The following is a 16,766-nucleotide window of genomic DNA, read 5'->3' as shown; positions in this document are numbered from 1 at the left end:
TCAGTCGGTGTTCAGCCGGAACCCGACACCGCGGACGGTGACGATCCGGCGCTCGGCCATCGGCCCCTCGTCGCCGATCTTCCTGCGCAGCCAGGACATGTGCATGTCGAGCGTCTTGGAGCCGCGCAGCTCGGCATCGCCCCAGACCTCGCGCAGGATGGTCTCCCGCGGCACCACCTGCCCGGCCCGGTCGATCAGCACCTTGAGCAGCTCGTACTCCTTGTTCGCCAGCCCGACCTCGACGCCGTTCACCAGCACCCGGCGCGCGGCGGGCTCCAGCCGGATGCCGCCGACCTCGACGGTGTCGTCGCCGAGGCCGCTGCGGCGCAGCAGCGCGCGCACCCTGGCCAGCAGCTCGGCCAGCCGGAACGGCTTGCCGACGTAGTCGTCGGCGCCCGCGTCCAGCCCGACGACGAAGTCCACCTCGTCGGTGCGCGCGGTGAGCATCAGCACGGCCAGCTCGGCGCCGCTGGCCCGGACCTGCCTGCACACCTCCAGCCCGTCCATCCCCGGCAGCCCGAGGTCGAGGATGAGCAGGTCGTGGCCGCCCTCGAGGGCGCGGCGCAGCACCGCGGGGCCGAAGCTCTCCACCGTCACCGTGTAGCCCTCGCGGCCGAGCGCGCGCGAGAGCGGTGCCGCGATCGCCTCGTCGTCCTCACCGAGCAGTACCGCCGTCATGCGCCCAGATTACGGGCGGAGGCGCGGCTCAGTCGTCCCAGCGCTCGTGCCGGTGCTCCACCTCGAAAACCTGGTGGTAGAGGAGCGAGTGCACCCGCTGCACCGCCGGGATGTCGTCGTACTCCAGCGGCTCGTCCGAGGAGGAGCCGATGATCAGGGTTCCGGTGCCGAGCAGCCGGTCGAAGAGCCCGTGCCGGAACTGCACGCTGGAGATCCGGCTCATCGGGATATCGATGCCGGAGTGCGTGAGTACGCCCTGCCTGACCAGCACCCGCCGGTCGGTGACGATGAAGTGCGTCGACTTCCAGCTGACCACCGGCCCGATCACGCGCCAGGCGAGCAGCGCGAGCCAGACCACGAGCACCGCGACGAGGAGCCCGATGGCGAGCGTCTCGTCGGTGACGTTGCGCGAGATCACGCCGCCGGCGAAGCCGGCCAGCGCGGTGCCGACCACCAGGATGACGATCGGCCAGAACAGCATCTTCCAGTGCGGATGGCGATGCAGCAGCAGGTGCTCGTCGGGGGCCAGCACGTCCTCCGGATAACCCATGGCCGCACCCTACCGCCCACCGGGGACGACAACGGCCGCAGCGCGATTCGCCGATCGGGCGGTCAGCCCGCCGGGCGCAGATGGGTGACGTCGCCCGCCGAGACCGCCTCGGCGCCGACCAGCAACCGGCCCGCCACGTCGACGTCGGTGGCGATCCCGATCAGCTCCCGGCCGCCGGGCAGCTCGGCGCGCACCCTGGCGCCGATGGTGCCGCAGCGCGCGCGGTAGGCCGCCGCGAGGTCGGCGGTGTCCCAGCCCGTGTCCCGCCAGGCGGCGAAGCGCTCGGCGAAGGCGGCGAGCAGGGCTCCGGCCATGGTGGTGCGGTCGACGGTGGCGCCCTCGAGTACCAGCGAGGTCGCGTGCGGCACCGGCAGCTCCGCGGCGGTGAGCTCGGCGTTCAGCCCGACGCCGACCACCACAGCCGGGTCCGGCCCCGCGACCGCGACCTCGGCCAGGATGCCTGCCAGCTTGCGCCCGCCGACCAGCACGTCGTTCGGCCACTTGAGCTCAGCGGGCACGCAGGCCGCCGCGCGCACGGCGTCCACCACGGCGACCCCGGTGAGCAACGGCAGCCAGCCGAGCACCGCCGGATCGACCCCGGCGAGCCGGACCAGGACCGAGACCGAGATCTGGGTGCGCGGCGGGCTGCCCCAGGCCCGCGCGTGCCTGCCGCGCCCGCTCTCCTGCAGCTCGGCGAGCAGCACCTCACGGTCGGCGGCGGGGTCGGCGACGGCCCGCGCGATCAGGTCGGCGTTGGTGGAGCCGGTGGTCTCGACCACATCGAGCCGAGTGAAGAAGGGCACGCGCTCGCGGCGCAGCCGCTCGGCGTCAAGGGGTGTCCGCTGCACATCGGAAGGCTACTCGGCAGCCCCCCGCGACCTGCGATTCCGGGGTCGGCAGACCCCTTGCGCCAGCTGTGCACAACTCCGGAAATCCGACGGCGACCAGGGCTTTTCTACCGATGAGTAGCAGAGGAGGTGTTACCCGGTACCAGCGGCACTGGCTACACTCCGAACCCATGACGAGTGTCCAGCAGCAACCCGCATCCGGATCGGCGGGCGAACCCGATATCCACACCACCGCCGGGAAGCTCGCTGACCTGCGCAATCGGCTGGACGAGGCCAAGCACCCGATGGGTGAGGCCGCCGTCGACAAGGTGCACGCCAAGGGCAAGATGACGGCGCGCGAGCGCATCCTGGCCCTGCTGGACGAGGGCTCCTTCGTCGAGCTCGACGCGCTGGCCAGGCACCGGAGCGTGAACTTCGGGCTGGACAAGAACCGCCCGCTCGGCGACGGCGTCGTCACCGGCTACGGCACCGTCGACGGCCGCGACGTCTGCATCTTCAGCCAGGACGTCACCGTCTTCGGCGGCAGCCTCGGCGAGGTGTACGGCGAGAAGATCGTCAAGGTCATGGATCTCGCGCTGAAGACCGGCCGCCCGCTGGTCGGCATCAACGAGGGCGCGGGCGCGCGCATCCAGGAGGGCGTCGTCTCGCTCGGCCTCTACGGCGAGATCTTCCACCGCAACATCCAGGCCTCCGGCGTGATCCCGCAGATCTCGCTGATCATGGGCCCGGCCGCGGGCGGGCACGTCTACTCCCCCGCGCTCACCGACTTCGTGGTGATGGTCGACCAGACCAGCCAGATGTTCGTCACCGGCCCCGACGTCATCAAGACGGTCACCGGCGAGGACGTCACCATGGAGGATCTGGGCGGCGCGCACACGCACATGGTGAAGTCCGGCGTCGCGCACTACGTCGCCTCCGGCGAGCAGGACGCGCTGGATTACGTCAAGGACCTGCTCTCCTACCTGCCGAGCAACAACCGCGCCGAGGCGCCGCGCTTCCCGGCGACCGACCCGATCACCGGCGCCATCGAGGAGTCGCTCACCGAGGAGGATCTGGAGCTCGACTCGCTGATCCCGGACTCGCCGAACCAGCCGTACGACATGCACGAGGTCATCCGCCGGCTGCTGGACGACGACGAGTTCCTCGAGGTGCAGGCCGAGCGCGCGATGAACATCGTCGTCGGCTTCGGCCGGATCGACGGCCGCAGCGTCGGCATCGTGGCGAACCAGCCCACCCAGTTCGCCGGCTGCCTCGACATCGACGCCTCGGAGAAGGCCGCCCGCTTCGTCCGCACCTGTGACGCCTTCAACGTCCCGATCGTCACCCTGGTGGACGTGCCCGGCTTCCTGCCCGGTACCGGCCAGGAGTACAACGGCATCATCCGGCGCGGCGCCAAGCTGCTCTACGCCTACGGCGAGGCCACTGTGGGGAAGATCACGGTCATCACCCGCAAGGCCTACGGCGGCGCCTACGACGTCATGGGCTCCAAGCACCTCGGCGCCGATGTGAACCTGGCCTGGCCGACCGCGCAGATCGCCGTCATGGGTGCCTCCGGCGCCATCGGCTTCGTCTACCGGAAGAAGCTGCAGGACGCCGCCGCGGCGGGCTCCGACGTCGATGCGCTGCGGCTCGAGCTGCAGAACGAGTACGAGGACACGCTCGTGAACCCGTACGTGGCGGCCGAGCGCGGCTACGTGGACGCGGTCATCCCGCCCTCGCACACCCGCGGCCAGATCGTCTCCGCGCTGCGGCTGCTGGAGCGCAAGATGGTCAGCCTGCCGCCGAAGAAGCACGGCAACATCCCGCTCTGATCGCGCGATACCCTCTGTAGGCCGCGCACACTGGTAACGATGAGACCGCACACTGGTGGATGCGGAGGCGGCTGCCTTCACATCCGCCGGTGCCGCAGGCGCTCGGAGCGGGTATGCCCGATGAGGGTGCACCCGCCCGAGGTAGAGAGAGGATCTGCACTGTGACGACCGTGGCAGAAGACGAGGTGTTGTCCGCCGTCGAACTGGACCTCACGGCCGATCCGGGCACGGAGCAGGCCGAGTCGGCGAGCGCGGAGCCCGCGGCGGCCGGGGCGAGCATTGCCCCGCTGCTCCGGGTCGAGCGGGGCAACCCGTCGGACGAGGAGATCGCCGCGCTGGTCTGCGTGTTCACCGCGGCGGCCGGTTCGGCCGCGCCGGGCGAGCGGGGGCCGGTGGATCTGTGGGGCAGGCCCGCCCTGCTGCACCGCGGCGCCGCGCCGTTCTCGCCCTACGCCTTCCCCGCGCTGGCGTACGGCCGCGACTGACCGTGCCCGTTCTGGTCCTGGCCTCGGCCTCGCCCGCCCGCCGGGCGGTGTTGCGCGCGGCGGGCATCGAGCCCGTCGTCCGCATCTCCGATGTCGACGAGGACGCGGTGGCCGCCGCGCTGCCGCCGGACTCCGCGCCGCGCACGGTGGTCGAGGAGCTGGCGAAGGCCAAGGCCCGCGCGGTCGCGGCCACGGGTGAGCTGCCCGCCGACTGCGTCGTCGTCGGCTGCGACTCCATGCTGCTCGTCGACGGCGAACTCCAGGGCAAGCCGTACACCCCCGAGGTGGCCCGCGAGCGCTGGAAGGCGGTCGCCGGGCGCAGCGCCGATCTGCTCACCGGGCACTGCGTGCTGCGGCTGACCGACGGCGCGGTGACCGCGTCGGCGGTCGACACCAGCACGACGACGGTGTACTTCGCCGACCCCGACCCGGCCGATCTGGAGGCCTACATCGCCACCGGCGAGCCGCTGCAGGTCGCGGGGGCCTTCACCCTGGACGGCCGCGGCGGCTGGTTCGTCGAGCGGCTGGAGGGCGACCCCTCCAGCGTCATCGGGATCGGGCTACCACTGCTTCGCCGACTCCTTCACGACGTCGGTCTCTCCATTGCGCAGCTGTGGGGGGATCCGCCCGGCTGAGGGCGGGGCGATCCGCGGCTCGGCCGCCACCGGGCTGTCCACGATGGGCAGCGTCGGCACCTCGCGCGGCTCCTCCGAGCGCGCGCTCGGCTCCGGGCGGCCGCGCACCAGCTCCAGCCGGGCCAGGCAGAGCTCCGGCTCGACGAACGGCCGCATCCGCACCTTCACCCGGTCGCGCGCGCCGCTGCGGTCCAGCACCTCCTGCAGCAGCCCGACGTGCACGCCGCAGACGACATCGGAGTGGGTGCGCGCGAGTTCGCGCAGCGGGCAGGCGGTGAGCCGGATCTGCACCTGCTCCGCGGTGTCGGCGCCCGGGTCGCGCTCCGGCGCGAAGCCCAGCTCCGACGAGAGCGTCATGGAGAGGTCCTTGGCGCCGTCCAGCGTCTCCACCCGCTCCTCGCCGGCGTCCAGCTTGGCGCCCCAGGCGCGCCCGGCGGCGATCCCGGCCTCGGTGCGGGCCCGGCGATCCGGGCCGAGCTGATCGGCGAGCGCCTGCGCGAGATCCTGGTAACCCACGGATCGCTGCACCGCGGAGTAGCCGATCCGCGGCCTGCCGCGGCCGCGCGGCGGCTGCTGGAACTGGCGGACCAGGGATTCCCGGGTGAGCACATCCAGGTGGAAACGAACCGTGGTCACGTGCTGGCCCGTGATCCGAGCCAGCTCCTGGGCGTCGAGGGGCTCCGCCGCGCCACGTAGGATCGCGAGCAGTCGCCGCCGCGGCCAAGAATCGGACATAGCTGACCCCTCCTCCCGGGAGACTTTATCGGATGGGGGTGCGGCGAAATCACCATTCATCCGATCGTGATCTGAAACGCGTTCACCGCCCACACGGATTTCACCGCGCGCGACCACACCACCGTTACCACTTCTCGATCGAGTGTGGAGGAAACAGATCGTGCCACTCCCCCCGGATCCGAACCCGGCTTTCGGTTCCTACGCACACCCGAACCGCTTGGTAACCACCGAATGGCTGTCGGCAAACCTCGGGGCCTGCGGCCTGCGCATCGTCGAGGCGAACGAGGACCCCCGGCTCTACGACATCGGGCACATCCCGGGCGCGGTCAAGATCGACGGCCGCGCCGAGCTCGGCGACGAACTCAGCCGCGACTACCTCGACGGCGCCCGCTTCACCGAACTCATGCGCGCCAAGGGCATCGCGCGCGACGACACCGTCGTGCTCTACGGCGACCGCGGCAACTCGCTGGCCGCGCACGCCGCCTGGATCTTCGGGCTCTTCGGCCACCCGGACGTCCGGCTGCTCGACGGCGGCAGGGACGCCTGGATCTCCGAGGCGCGGGACACCACCTTCGACGCGCCGATCATCCCAGCGGTCGGCTACCCGGCGGTGGAGCGCGACGACGGCACCGCCCGCGCCTTCCGCGACGACGTGCTGCGCCACCTCGGCCTCCCGCTGGTCGACGTGCGCTCCCCCGCCGAGTACGCGGGCGAGGAGACGCACGAGCCGGATCGCTCGAGGGAGACCGCGCTGCGCGGCGGGCACATCCCCACGGCGGTCAACATCCCGTGGACCGAGGCGATCGGGCTGGACGGCCGCTTCCGGCCGCGCGCCGACCTGGACCGCGCCTACGCCGCGGTGGCGGGCGCCGACGACGTCGTCGTCTACAGCCGGGTCGGGGAGCGCGCCGGGCACACCTGGTTCGTGCTGGCGCACCTGCTCGGCATCGCGGCGGTGCGCAACTACGACGGCTCCTGGCTGGAGTGGGGCAACGCGGTCCGGATGCCGGTGGCACGCGGTGCCGAGCCGGGGCGGGCTCCCCTTGCCGGTACCCGCCGAAATCGACGCTGACGCACACCCTTCCAGCCATCGATCAGGGGCGATCCGGACACCGGGGCGCCGCCGGGCGATGGCACTCGGAACCTCGCCGCGTGCACGAACGGCGCGCCACGGCGGGGAAAACGCGGGAATTGTGATCTGCGGCCTACTCCCCAGTAGGGCTGGCCGGTGTTCCGCCCGTGTTGGCAGACTGCCTACACTCGCCGAGAACGTAGGTTGCGACCCACGGGAGCGAAGCGGAACCCTACCCGGCGAAGCGACCGGAAGAATGCACACAGGAGGCTCAGTGCCCAGCCATGCCAGCGCGCGGATCTCGAAGGTACTCGTCGCCAATCGAGGCGAGATCGCGGTGCGCGTTATCCGGGCAGCCAAGGATGCCGGCCTCGGCAGCGTCGCTGTCTACGCGGAACCCGACGCCGACGCGCCCTTCGTGAAGCTCGCCGACGAGGCGTTCGCCCTCGGTGGCCAGACCTCGGCCGAGTCGTACCTGGTGTTCGACAAGATCCTGGACGCGGCCGCCCGCTCCGGCGCTGACGCCATCCACCCCGGCTACGGCTTCCTCTCCGAGAACGCCGACTTCGCCCAGGCCGTCCTCGACGCCGGGCTGATCTGGATCGGCCCCTCGCCGCAGTCCATCCGCGATCTCGGCGACAAGGTCACCGCGCGGCACATCGCCGAGCGCGCGAAGGCGCCGATGGCCGCTGGCACCAAGGACCCGGTGCAGAACGCCGAGGAGGTCGTCGAGTTCGCGAAGCAGTACGGCGTCCCGGTGGCCATCAAGGCCGCGTACGGCGGCGGCGGGCGCGGCATGAAGGTCGCGCACACCATCGAGGAGATCCCGGAGCTGTTCGAGTCGGCGACCCGCGAGGCGATCGCCGCCTTCGGCCGCGGCGAGTGCTTCGTCGAGCAGTACCTGGACAAGGCGCGGCATGTCGAGGCGCAGGTCATCGCGGACACGCACGGCAACGTCGTGGTCGCCGGCACCCGCGACTGCTCGCTGCAGCGCCGCTTCCAGAAGCTGGTCGAGGAGGCCCCCGCGCCGTTCCTCTCCGATGCCGTGCGCGCCCAGATCCACGAGTCCGCCAAGCGGATCTGCAAGGAGGCCGGCTACTACGGCGCGGGCACCGTCGAGTACCTGGTGCAGGGCGAGACCGTCTCCTTCCTCGAGGTGAACACCCGCCTGCAGGTCGAGCACCCGGTCACCGAGGAGACCGCGGGCATCGACCTGGTGCGCCAGCAGTTCCGCATCGCCAACGGCGACGCGCTGGAGATCACCGAGGACCCGACCCCGCGCGGGCACTCCATCGAGTTCCGGATCAACGGCGAGGACGCGGGCCGCGGCTTCCTGCCCGCCCCCGGCCCGGTCGCGGTGTACCGCGAGCCCACCGGCCCCGGCGTGCGCGTCGACTCCGGCGTGGTGCAGGGCAGCGTGATCGGCGGCCAGTTCGACTCCATGCTGGCCAAGCTCATCGTCACCGGCGAGAACCGCACCCAGGCGCTGGAGCGGGCCCGCCGGGCGCTGGCCGAGTACCAGGTCGACGGCCTGGCCACGGTCATCCCGTTCCACCGCGCGGTCATCGACGACCCCGCCTTCATCGGCGACGGCACGAAGTTCGACGTCTACACCAAGTGGATCGAGAACGAGTGGAACAACACCATCGAGCCCTACACCCCCGGTGCCCCGGCCGACGAGGACGAGGAAGAGCCGCGGCAGAAGGTGGTCGTCGAGGTCGGCGGGCGCCGGGTCGAGGTCTCGCTGCCCGGGAGCTTCTCCATCGGCGGCGGCGCGGCGCCCGCGGGCAACAACGTCGTCCGGAAGAAGCCCAAGCCGCGCAAGCGCGGCGGGGCCGCCGGCGGCGCAGCCTCCGGTGACGCGGTGACCGCGCCCATGCAGGGCACCGTGGTCAAGGTCGCGGTCGAGGAGGGGCAGTCGGTCGAGGCCGGGGATCTGATCGCCGTGCTCGAGGCGATGAAGATGGAGAATCCGGTCAACGCGCACAAGGCGGGGGTTGTCACCGGGCTCGCCGTCGAGGCGGGGGCTGCCATCACCCAGGGCACTGTCCTGGCGGAGATCAAGTAGAAGTTTCGCGGGGCTTCGTCCCCGACCTCCCGACGGGCGGTGGGCGTATACGCGCCTACCGCCCGTCGGGCGCTGTGGGGGTTCGGAGGCGCATACGCGCTCACCGCCCGTCGGGCATTGCGAGGTTCATGGGCGCGTACGCGCTCACCGCCCTTCGCGCGCTGTGGAGGTTCCAGGGGCGCGTGCGCGCTTACCGCCCGTCGGGCGCTGTGGGGTTTGGGGGCGCAGCCCCCATATCCCTTCTCCACCCTCCGCGGGCGTAATCTCGGTCGGATGACCAAAATCCCCACCCTCGCCGAGGTGATCCGGGCCAGGCGTGCGACGGGGTCGCGCGCGGACGGGCACCGGCTGGTGCTGGCGATCGAGGGCGGGGGCAGCCGCGGGGTGTACTCCAGCGGCATGGTCAAGGGTCTGGAGGAGCTGGGGCTGGCCGGCGTCTTCGACGCGGTGTACGGCACCTCGGCGGGCGCGGTGAACGGCGCCTGGCTGCTGTGCGGCCGCGCGATCCCCGGCATGCGCTCCTGGACCGACCGCACGATCATGAACCGCGTCATCGACCCCCGGCGCCTGTTCCGCGGCGGCGCCGCATTCGACGTGCACTACCTGGTGCACCGCGTCTACGACGGCCTGGAGCCGATGGACTTCCCCGCCATCCTGAACAACAGCACCACCTTCCACCCCATCGCCACCGACGCCCGCACCGGCAACGCCATCGACCTGCGCCCGCACATCGTGGACAAGCCGAGCCTGCTGCTCGCGCTGCGCGCCAGCGCCAACCTGCCGATCCTGGCCGGCGGCCCGGTGATCCTGGACGGCGTCCCGTACTTCGACGGCGGCATCGCCGAGCCGGTCCCGATCCGCACCGCGCTGCGCTCGAACCCGACGCACCTGCTGGTCCTGCGCACCCGCCGCGCCGACGAACTCCGCCCGCCCACCTCGCGCAGCCACCGCGTGATCGGCGGCAACTACCTGCGGCTGCGCGCCCCTGGCGCCTACCGCGCCTGGCTCGCCCGCGAGGCACAGCGGGAGACCGAGGACCCGCTGCCCACCGAGCTGGGCGGCGCCGCCGTGCAGCTGTACCCGCCCGCGGGGGCGCCGGAGGTCGGGAGCAGCGCGCGGGACACCGACCTGCTCGCCGCGGCGCTGGAGATCGGACGGCGCGCGGTGCACACCGCCTTCGCGAGCGTCGACGCCTGATCAGAGCCCGACGGTGACGCCGTCCGAGAAGGCGAAGTCGTGCAGCTCCAGGTAGGCGGGGGCGGTGCCGCTCGGCAGGTCGAACACCATGATGGTCGAGCCCGAGGTGGCGGGGGCCAGTTCGAAGGAGTGGCCGTAGCCCTGCTGGGCGTTGTGCCAGGCGGTGGCGGTGGTGTCCTGGTCGTGCGCCTGCCCGGTGCTGTCGATCAGCTTCTGCCCGAACGGCGTGTACCACTTCGGCTCGTCCGAGATGTTGCGCACGTCCATGCGGACAACGGTGTACGCGCCGGACGCCGTCTCCAGCCCGATCCGCGCCACCCCGGACTCCACCTTCGTGACCAGGAATTCGAACTTGCCGTCCCGGGCCGGGCCCAGCGATTCCTGCACCGTCGGCGGGGTGCCCTCGGCATCGTCCGGTGTCCCCGCCGCGATCAGCGCCAGGCAGCCCGCGGCGACCGCGAAGGGGGCGATGACGATCACGATGGTCGCCAGGACCAACCGGCGCAGCAGGCCCCCGCGTTTGCGCCTGCGCCGCGGCGCCCGGGCCGGGCGCACCGGGTACGCCGGGGCGCTGCCGCCGCGAGACGGCCAGGACGGGCCGTGTGCTGGGCGGCGCGGCTGCACCGCGTTCCAGCCCGCCGGGCGGAACGAGCGGGCGTAGTCCTGAATCGGACGGGCCCAGTTCGCCGGGGGTTGCGCCGGACCGGCCGCCGGGCGGCGCAGGTACCACTTGCGCTCGGACGCGAGGTTCCCCGCGCCCCCGTTGCCGCCGGGCGCCACCGCACGGCCGGGCACCGGATACCCGGATGCGGCAGGCCGGGGCGCGATCGCCGGAACGGGCCTCGGCGCGCCGACCACCGCCCGGCCCGCACCCCGCGGCGCCGCATTCGCGGCACCGCGGCTCGACGGGCCGGGACCTGCCACCGAGCCCGGCTGCCCGGGAGTGCCCGATTCGGCACCGTGCCCGGCCCGGCCGACAGCCGCCCCGATCCACGCGGCCACACCGGCCGCCACCCCCGCCGCGCCGACCTGCCCGGCACCGGCAGGCGGCCCGGCCGCGCTCCGTGCGGCCCCGGCTGCCCCCACCCGCGGCGGTTCGTACCGCGTGGCGACCAGGGTCGGCGTCGGCCCCGGAACAGGCATGGACAGCGTCGGCATCGGCCCGCCCGATCCGGGCAGCAGCCGCACGGCGTCGGCGGCGAACTCCCCGGCGGAGGGGTAGCGATCCCCCGGCTCCTTGGCGAGCCCGCGCGCGATCACCGCGTCGAATCCGGCGGGCACACCGGGCACACCGGCGACGCTCGGCGGCACGGTCATGAGGTGCCCGTGCATCTGCCGCGCCGGATCGGTGTCGCCGAACGGCCGCTTCCCGGTGAGGCATTCGTAGAAGACGCAGGCCAGCGAGTACACGTCCGCGCGGGCGTCGGCGCTGCCGGAGAATCGCTCGGGCGCCATGTACGCCCAGGTGCCGATCGCCATTCCGGCGGTGGTCATCTGCGTGTGCCCGACCCCGTGCGCGATCCCGAAGTCGATGAGCACGGCGAACCCGTCCGGCCGCACCACGATGTTGGACGGCTTGACGTCGCGGTGCACCAGCCCGGCGGCGTGCGCGCAATCCAGCGCCCGCGCCACCTGTGTGATCACCGCGACGGCGACCCCGGCGGGCAGCGGCCCGCCGGACGCGAGCCGGGCGCCGAGATCGGTACCGTCGACGTACGCCATCTCGATGTAGAGCCGCCCGTCGACGGCGCCGTGCGAGTGGATCGGCACGATGTGCGGGCTGTCCAGCCCGGCGACCACCTGCGCCTCGCGCTCGAAGCGGCGGCGGTAGGTCTCGTCGGCGGTGAGCGCGGCGGAGAGCAGCTTGAGCGCGACCCGCCTGCCCGCCTCGGTGTCGTGCGCGAGCCAGACCTGGCCCATCCCGCCGCTGCCGAGCAGCCGGTCCAGCCGGTAGCGGCCGAAGCGCGCGGCCGCCATCAGCGGTTACCGCCGGGCAGCCGGTCCAAGCCCGCTCGAACGGACCCCATCACGTACCTCCCGTCGCCGTCGAGTGGCCGGCATCGGAGCTCGGGATTCCGATCCCCACCCCCGAACGCAGCGTAACCCCGGACCGTCGCGCCGCCCAGTGCCGATTCCTGTGACCCGGCCGACCCCCTACCCTTGCCCCATGCGAACCCCGCCGCGGACGGCCGCGCGCTGATGGAACCAGTCGAGATCAACGCGGGCTCCTGGTACCTGCGCGCGCTCCGCGCCGACGAGCGGATCGACGACCGCCCCGCCCTGCGCGCGGGCGGCATCACCGACCCCGACCACGTGCGCGACCGCGCCGCGCGGTGGGCCGACGGCACGCACCTCTCCTGGGCGGTGTGCGAGCCGACGACCGCCGAGCTGGTCGCCGAGATCGGGGTGACGCCGGGCGCGGACGGGACGGCCACCGTCACCGGCTGGGCGCGAGACGGTTTCGAGGCGGCGCTCGACGCCGCCCGCGGCGCGGTGGTCCGCTTCAGCGAGGGTGCGCTCGGCCTCCGGGTCGGCTGACGAGCCCGCACGGGTGTCCAGCGGGCCGGCGCCGCGGCTGCGGGGCACCGGCGGCCGCCGCACTCGGGTCAGGTTCGGGCCTGCGCCGAACCAGGCGCCTCAGCCCAGCTCCACCAGCACCCGCCCCAGCGCGTCGACCGCCTCGTCCAGCTCCTGCACGGTCACCGTGAGCGGCGCACGGAACCGAATCCCGCGCTCCCCGGTTCCGAGCACGAGCACGTGCTCCCGCTCGCGCAGCACCCGCACCACCTCGTCCCGAAAATCACCGGAGCGCAGGTCGACGGCGCAGAACAGCCCGCGCCCGCGCGGATCACGCACCAGCGGGACGAGCCCGCGCAGCCGCTCGAGCAGGTGCGCCCCCAGCTCCCCGGCCCGCTCGACCAGCCCGTCGGCCTCGATCACCTCGAGAATCCGCCGCGCCCGCACCATGTCGCCGAGATTCCCGCCCCACGTGGAGTTCAGCCGCGAGCCGACATGGAACACATTGTCCGGCACCTCGGCCACCCGCCCACCGGCCATGATCCCGCAGACCTGCGTCTTCTTCCCGAACGCCACCACATCCGGCGCCAACCCCAATTGCTGGTAGGCCCAGGTCGTTCCGGTGATCCCCACCCCGGTCTGCACCTCGTCGAGCACGAACAAGGCATCGTGCTCGACACACATTTCCTGCACGGCGAGCAGGAATTCGGGGCGGAGGTGCCGGTCCCCGCCCTCACCCTGGATGGGCTCGGCGAGGAAGCAGGCGATGTCGTGCGGATACTCGGCGAAGGCGCGGCGCGCGGCGGCGAGCGCCCGCTCCTCGGCGGCACGCACGTCGCGGCCCGCGCGCAGGTACGGCGCCTCGATGCGCGGCCAGTCGAACTTGGGGAAGCGGTCGGTCTTCACCGGATCGGTATTGGTGAGCGAGAGCGTGTAGCCGGAGCGACCGTGGAACGCGCCGGTCAGGTGCAGCACCCGGGACCCGTCCGCCGGACGCCCGCGCGCCTGGTTGTGCCTGCTCTTCCAGTCGAAGGCGGTCTTCAGCGCGTTCTCCACCGCCAGCGCCCCGCCGTCGACGAAGAACAGGTGCGGGAGCCGCGGGTCACCCAGCACGCGGACGAAGGTCCGGACGAACCGGGCCATGGCGACGGTGTAGATGTCGGAGTTGCTCGGCTTGTGCAGCGCCGCCTCCAGCAGCTCGGCGCGGAAGGCCGGGTCGGCGGCGAGCGCGGGGTGGTTCATGCCGAGTGCGTTGGAGGCGAAGAAGCCGAACATGTCGAGGTAGGCGGTGCCGTCCCGTTCGTCGACGAGCCGCCTGCCCGCGGAACGCCGCAGGTCGAGCACGAGGTCGAAGCCGTCGGCGAGGATGCTGGCCGCGAGGAGCTCGCGGACATCGGCCGGAGCTGGGCCGGGACGTTCGAGTTCGAGGGTCACAACTCCAATCGTAAGGAAAATTTGCGGAATCTCTACAGATATCAGTACTAATTACTGCGCAAGGCTACTTGTCGTAGAATGTCTGCAGAATGATGGTGCTCCGGGTGCGGACGTTGGCGGTCGCCCGGATCTCCTGCAGCAGCTGCTCCAGGTGCCGCGGCGAGGCCACCCGGACGGTGAGGACGTAGCTCTCGTCGCCGGCAACCGAGTGGCATGCCTCGATTCCGGGGATGCTCTGCAGCAGCGCGGGCGCATCGTCGGGCTGCGACGGATCGAGAGGGGTGATAGCGACGAATGCGGAGAGCAGCTGCCCGAGTGCCTCCGGATCGACCTTGGCGGTGTACCCGCGGATCACGCCGCGCGCCTCCAGCCTGCGCACCCGCGACTGCACCGCCGACACCGAGAGGCTCGCCTTCTCCGCGAGATTCGACAGCGTCGCCCGTCCGTCGGCCATCAGCTCCCGGATCAGCAGACGATCGATGTCGTCGAGAACGGGTCGTGCAGGTGAATCCGCCATCACCGAAGGCTAACTCAGCGGAACCGCGCAGGTGTGGGAAGTTCGGCCGGTCCACATCCGCTTCACCGATCGTGCTGCGTTCGGACCCAACGATGTTCGCGTTTCCGCGCTCTCCAGGGAGGACCCCGTGACCGATACCGTCACCACCGATCCGATCGCCGCCCGCGCGCTCGGCCTGCTCGACGCGCTCGGCGTCCCGGCGCCGGAGCCCGGCGAGCTCGGCGCCCGTACCCCGATCACCGGCGCCGTGCTCTTCCCCGTTCGCACCGACTCGCCCGCCGACGCCGAGTCCGCGATCGAGCGCGCCGCGCACGCCTTCCGCGGCTGGCGCACGGTGCCCGCGCCGGTGCGCGCGGCCGTGGTGCGCCGGCTCGGCGAACTCCTGGTGACCCACCGGGAGGAGCTGGGCGGGCTGGTCACGCTGGAGGCGGGGAAGATTCCGGCGGAGGCGGTCGGTGAGGTGCAGGAGATGGTCGACGTCTGCGAGTTCGCGGTCGGGCTCTCCCGGCAGCTGTACGGGCGCACCATGCCGTCCGAGCGGCCCGGGCACCGGCTGCTGGAGACCTGGCATCCGCTCGGGGTCGTCGGGGTGATCTCGGCGTTCAACTTCCCGGTCGCGGTGTGGGCGTGGAACACCGCGATCGCGCTGGTCTGCGGTGACACCGTGGTCTGGAAGCCGTCCGAGCTGACCCCGCTCACGGCGCTGGCCTGCCACACCCTGCTGCGCCGGGCGGCGCGCGATGTGGGCGCCGATCCCGAGGTGCACCAGCTGGTGCTCGGCGGCGCGGAGAACGGCGCGGTGCTGGTGGACGATCCGCGGGTCGCGCTGCTCAGCGCCACCGGGTCGGTGCCGATGGGGCGGGCGGTGGCGCCGCGGGTGGCCGCGCGGTTCGGCCGCTGCCTGCTGGAGCTGGGTGGTAACAATGCCGCCGTCGTCACCCCGTCGGCCGATCTGGAGCTCGCGGTGCGCGGCATCGTCTTCGCGGCGGCAGGCACCGCCGGGCAGCGCTGCACCACGCTGCGCAGGCTCATCGTGCACCGTTCGATCGCGGACGAGCTGGTCGGCCGGCTGGCAGGCGCCTACGGGCAGCTGCGGGTGGGCGACCCCACCGACCCGGGCGTGCTGGTCGGGCCGCTGATCCACGAACGCGGGTACCGCGCCATGACGGCGGCGCTGGAGCGTGCGGTGGCCGACGGGGGCGAGATCGTCTCCGGTGGCACCAGGGTGGACGGCTTCGGGCCGGACGCCTACTACGTGCGGCCCGCGCTGGTGCGGATGCCCGCGCAGACCGCGATCGTCCGGGAGGAGACCTTCGCGCCGATCCTCTACGTGCTCACCTACGACGAGCTGGACACCGCCATCGAGCTGCACAATGCCGTGCCGCAGGGGTTGTCGTCGGCGATCTTCACCGGGGAGCAGCGCGAGGCGGAGCGGTTCCTCGCCGCCGACGGGTCGGACTGCGGGATCGCCAATGTCAACATCGGGACATCGGGTGCCGAGATCGGCGGGGCGTTCGGCGGGGAGAAGCAGACCGGAGGCGGGCGGGAGTCGGGGTCGGACTCCTGGAAGGCGTACATGCGGCGGGCCACCAACACGGTGAACTACTCGACGGAGTTGCCGCTGGCGCAGGGGATTCGGTTCGAGTAGGGGTTCAGGTCGGGAGGCGCAGGGTCCAGGCGCCGCGGAAGTGGAGGCGGGTGCGGGAGCCCGGCGAGACGTCCACCCGCCAGAAAGCGCTCGATGGCGCGCCGAGCGCGACGACCACCGCGGCCCGCACCACCGCGGGGTGCGTCACGGCGAGGACCGGTTCCCCCGCCGCGGCGACCCGCCGCATCCACGCCTCGACCCGCGCCACCACGGCGGCCACCGACTCGCCCCCGTGCCCGTCGAAGGCCGGGTCGGTCAGCCACGCGTGCAGCTGTTCCGTCGGCAGCTCGCCCATGTCGAGGCCACGCCACCGCCCGGCGTCCAGATCCCGCAGCGCCGGATCGACCTCGGCGTGCACGCCGAGCAGCCCGGCCGTCCGCAGCGCCCGCTGCTCCGGCCCGGTCAGCACCACCGCGGGCGGCCGCGCGACCGGCGCAGCGGCCCAGGTGTCGAGCAGCGGTTCGTCGTCCGGGAAGCGCGCGGCCCGCAACGCACCGGTGATCCCGTGGCTCACCAGATCGAGCCGCACCATCCCCGCCATACCGGCAGGTTAGCCGCGCTGTCGGTGCCC

General features: G+C 72.5%; 16 protein-coding genes. 8 read left to right on the top strand and 8 right to left on the bottom strand.

The features are described 5' to 3' along the window. From ACFO0B_RS22325 to ACFO0B_RS22315, 3 genes are all read right to left on the bottom strand, one after another. Positions 1–678, bottom strand: coding sequence for a response regulator transcription factor (locus ACFO0B_RS22325; RefSeq protein ID WP_357027721.1), 678 nt, complete (start codon positions 676–678; stop codon positions 1–3). Positions 679–706: 28 nt separating this feature from the next. Next, positions 707–1,228 carry a PH domain-containing protein gene (locus ACFO0B_RS22320; protein ID WP_378614485.1) on the bottom strand — a complete coding sequence of 174 codons (522 nt, stop codon included), beginning with the start codon at positions 1,226–1,228 and terminating at the stop codon, positions 707–709. 62 nt (positions 1,229–1,290) lie between these two features. Next, positions 1,291–2,076, bottom strand: coding sequence for a biotin--[acetyl-CoA-carboxylase] ligase (locus ACFO0B_RS22315; RefSeq protein ID WP_378614484.1), 786 nt, complete (start codon positions 2,074–2,076; stop codon positions 1,291–1,293). Positions 2,077–2,246: 170 nt separating this feature from the next. Here ACFO0B_RS22315 and ACFO0B_RS22310 point away from each other — a divergent pair, with 170 nt between their 5' ends. The 3 genes from ACFO0B_RS22310 (at position 2,247) to ACFO0B_RS22300 (ending at position 5,007) form a co-directional block, all read left to right on the top strand. After that, positions 2,247–3,887 (top strand): acyl-CoA carboxylase subunit beta, encoded by a 1,641-nt coding sequence (locus ACFO0B_RS22310; RefSeq protein WP_378614483.1) that lies wholly within the window; start codon positions 2,247–2,249, stop codon positions 3,885–3,887. A 161-nt stretch (positions 3,888–4,048) separates the two neighbouring features. Beyond that, positions 4,049–4,372: an acyl-CoA carboxylase subunit epsilon gene (locus ACFO0B_RS22305; RefSeq protein WP_378614482.1), complete on the top strand. Its 324-nt coding sequence runs from the start codon at positions 4,049–4,051 to the stop codon at positions 4,370–4,372. Between the two features lie 2 nt (positions 4,373–4,374). Next, the gene (locus ACFO0B_RS22300; protein WP_378614481.1) at positions 4,375–5,007 is read left to right on the top strand and encodes a nucleoside triphosphate pyrophosphatase; all 633 of its coding nucleotides are present in this window, start codon (positions 4,375–4,377) and stop codon (positions 5,005–5,007) included. On the opposite strand, the gene ACFO0B_RS22295 is transcribed toward ACFO0B_RS22300, so the two are convergent. Further along, a complete protein-coding gene (locus ACFO0B_RS22295) occupies positions 4,933–5,742 on the bottom strand; it encodes a helix-turn-helix transcriptional regulator (protein WP_378614480.1) in 810 nt (269 codons plus the stop codon). The two genes, ACFO0B_RS22300 and ACFO0B_RS22295, sit on opposite strands and share 75 nt — an antisense overlap. Positions 5,743–5,902: 160 nt before the next feature. Between ACFO0B_RS22295 and ACFO0B_RS22290 the strand changes: the two genes are divergently transcribed. The 3 genes from ACFO0B_RS22290 (at position 5,903) to ACFO0B_RS22280 (ending at position 10,079) form a co-directional block, all read left to right on the top strand. Beyond that, positions 5,903–6,814 carry a sulfurtransferase gene (locus ACFO0B_RS22290; protein WP_378614478.1) on the top strand — a complete coding sequence of 304 codons (912 nt, stop codon included), beginning with the start codon at positions 5,903–5,905 and terminating at the stop codon, positions 6,812–6,814. A 274-nt stretch (positions 6,815–7,088) separates the two neighbouring features. Continuing rightward, complete coding sequence (locus ACFO0B_RS22285) at positions 7,089–8,882, top strand: acetyl/propionyl/methylcrotonyl-CoA carboxylase subunit alpha (protein WP_378614477.1); 1,794 nt, start codon at positions 7,089–7,091, stop codon at positions 8,880–8,882. A 273-nt stretch (positions 8,883–9,155) separates the two neighbouring features. Then, on the top strand, positions 9,156–10,079 hold the full coding sequence (locus tag ACFO0B_RS22280) for a patatin-like phospholipase family protein (RefSeq protein WP_378614476.1): 924 nt from the start codon (positions 9,156–9,158) through the stop codon (positions 10,077–10,079). Here ACFO0B_RS22280 and ACFO0B_RS22275 read toward each other — a convergent pair whose 3' ends face one another. Beyond that, positions 10,080–12,056, bottom strand: coding sequence for a protein kinase domain-containing protein (locus tag ACFO0B_RS22275; RefSeq protein WP_378614475.1), 1,977 nt, complete (start codon positions 12,054–12,056; stop codon positions 10,080–10,082). A gap of 222 nt (positions 12,057–12,278) precedes the next feature. On the opposite strand from ACFO0B_RS22275, the gene ACFO0B_RS22270 reads away from it, so the two are divergent. Continuing rightward, positions 12,279–12,617 carry a hypothetical protein gene (locus tag ACFO0B_RS22270; protein ID WP_378614474.1) on the top strand — a complete coding sequence of 113 codons (339 nt, stop codon included), beginning with the start codon at positions 12,279–12,281 and terminating at the stop codon, positions 12,615–12,617. 99 nt (positions 12,618–12,716) lie between these two features. On the opposite strand, the gene lat is transcribed toward ACFO0B_RS22270, so the two are convergent. Further along, positions 12,717–14,030 carry an L-lysine 6-transaminase gene (gene lat, locus ACFO0B_RS22265; RefSeq protein WP_378614473.1) on the bottom strand — a complete coding sequence of 438 codons (1,314 nt, stop codon included), beginning with the start codon at positions 14,028–14,030 and terminating at the stop codon, positions 12,717–12,719. A gap of 64 nt (positions 14,031–14,094) precedes the next feature. Continuing rightward, positions 14,095–14,547: an Lrp/AsnC family transcriptional regulator gene (locus tag ACFO0B_RS22260; protein ID WP_067646402.1), complete on the bottom strand. Its 453-nt coding sequence runs from the start codon at positions 14,545–14,547 to the stop codon at positions 14,095–14,097. Between the two features lie 127 nt (positions 14,548–14,674). Between ACFO0B_RS22260 and amaB the strand changes: the two genes are divergently transcribed. Next, positions 14,675–16,195 carry an L-piperidine-6-carboxylate dehydrogenase gene (gene amaB / locus ACFO0B_RS22255; RefSeq protein ID WP_378614472.1) on the top strand — a complete coding sequence of 507 codons (1,521 nt, stop codon included), beginning with the start codon at positions 14,675–14,677 and terminating at the stop codon, positions 16,193–16,195. Positions 16,196–16,199: 4 nt separating this feature from the next. Here amaB and ACFO0B_RS22250 read toward each other — a convergent pair whose 3' ends face one another. Then, positions 16,200–16,736 (bottom strand): histidine phosphatase family protein, encoded by a 537-nt coding sequence (locus tag ACFO0B_RS22250; protein ID WP_378614471.1) that lies wholly within the window; start codon positions 16,734–16,736, stop codon positions 16,200–16,202. Between the last annotated feature and the right edge of the window lie 30 nt (positions 16,737–16,766).

It is taken from the genome of Nocardia jiangsuensis (assembly GCF_042650385.1).
GTDB classification, from domain to species: Bacteria; Actinomycetota; Actinomycetes; order Mycobacteriales; family Mycobacteriaceae; genus Nocardia; species Nocardia jiangsuensis.
Note: the sequence above shows the minus strand (reverse complement) of the source record. Positions and strands in the feature narration are given on the sequence as shown.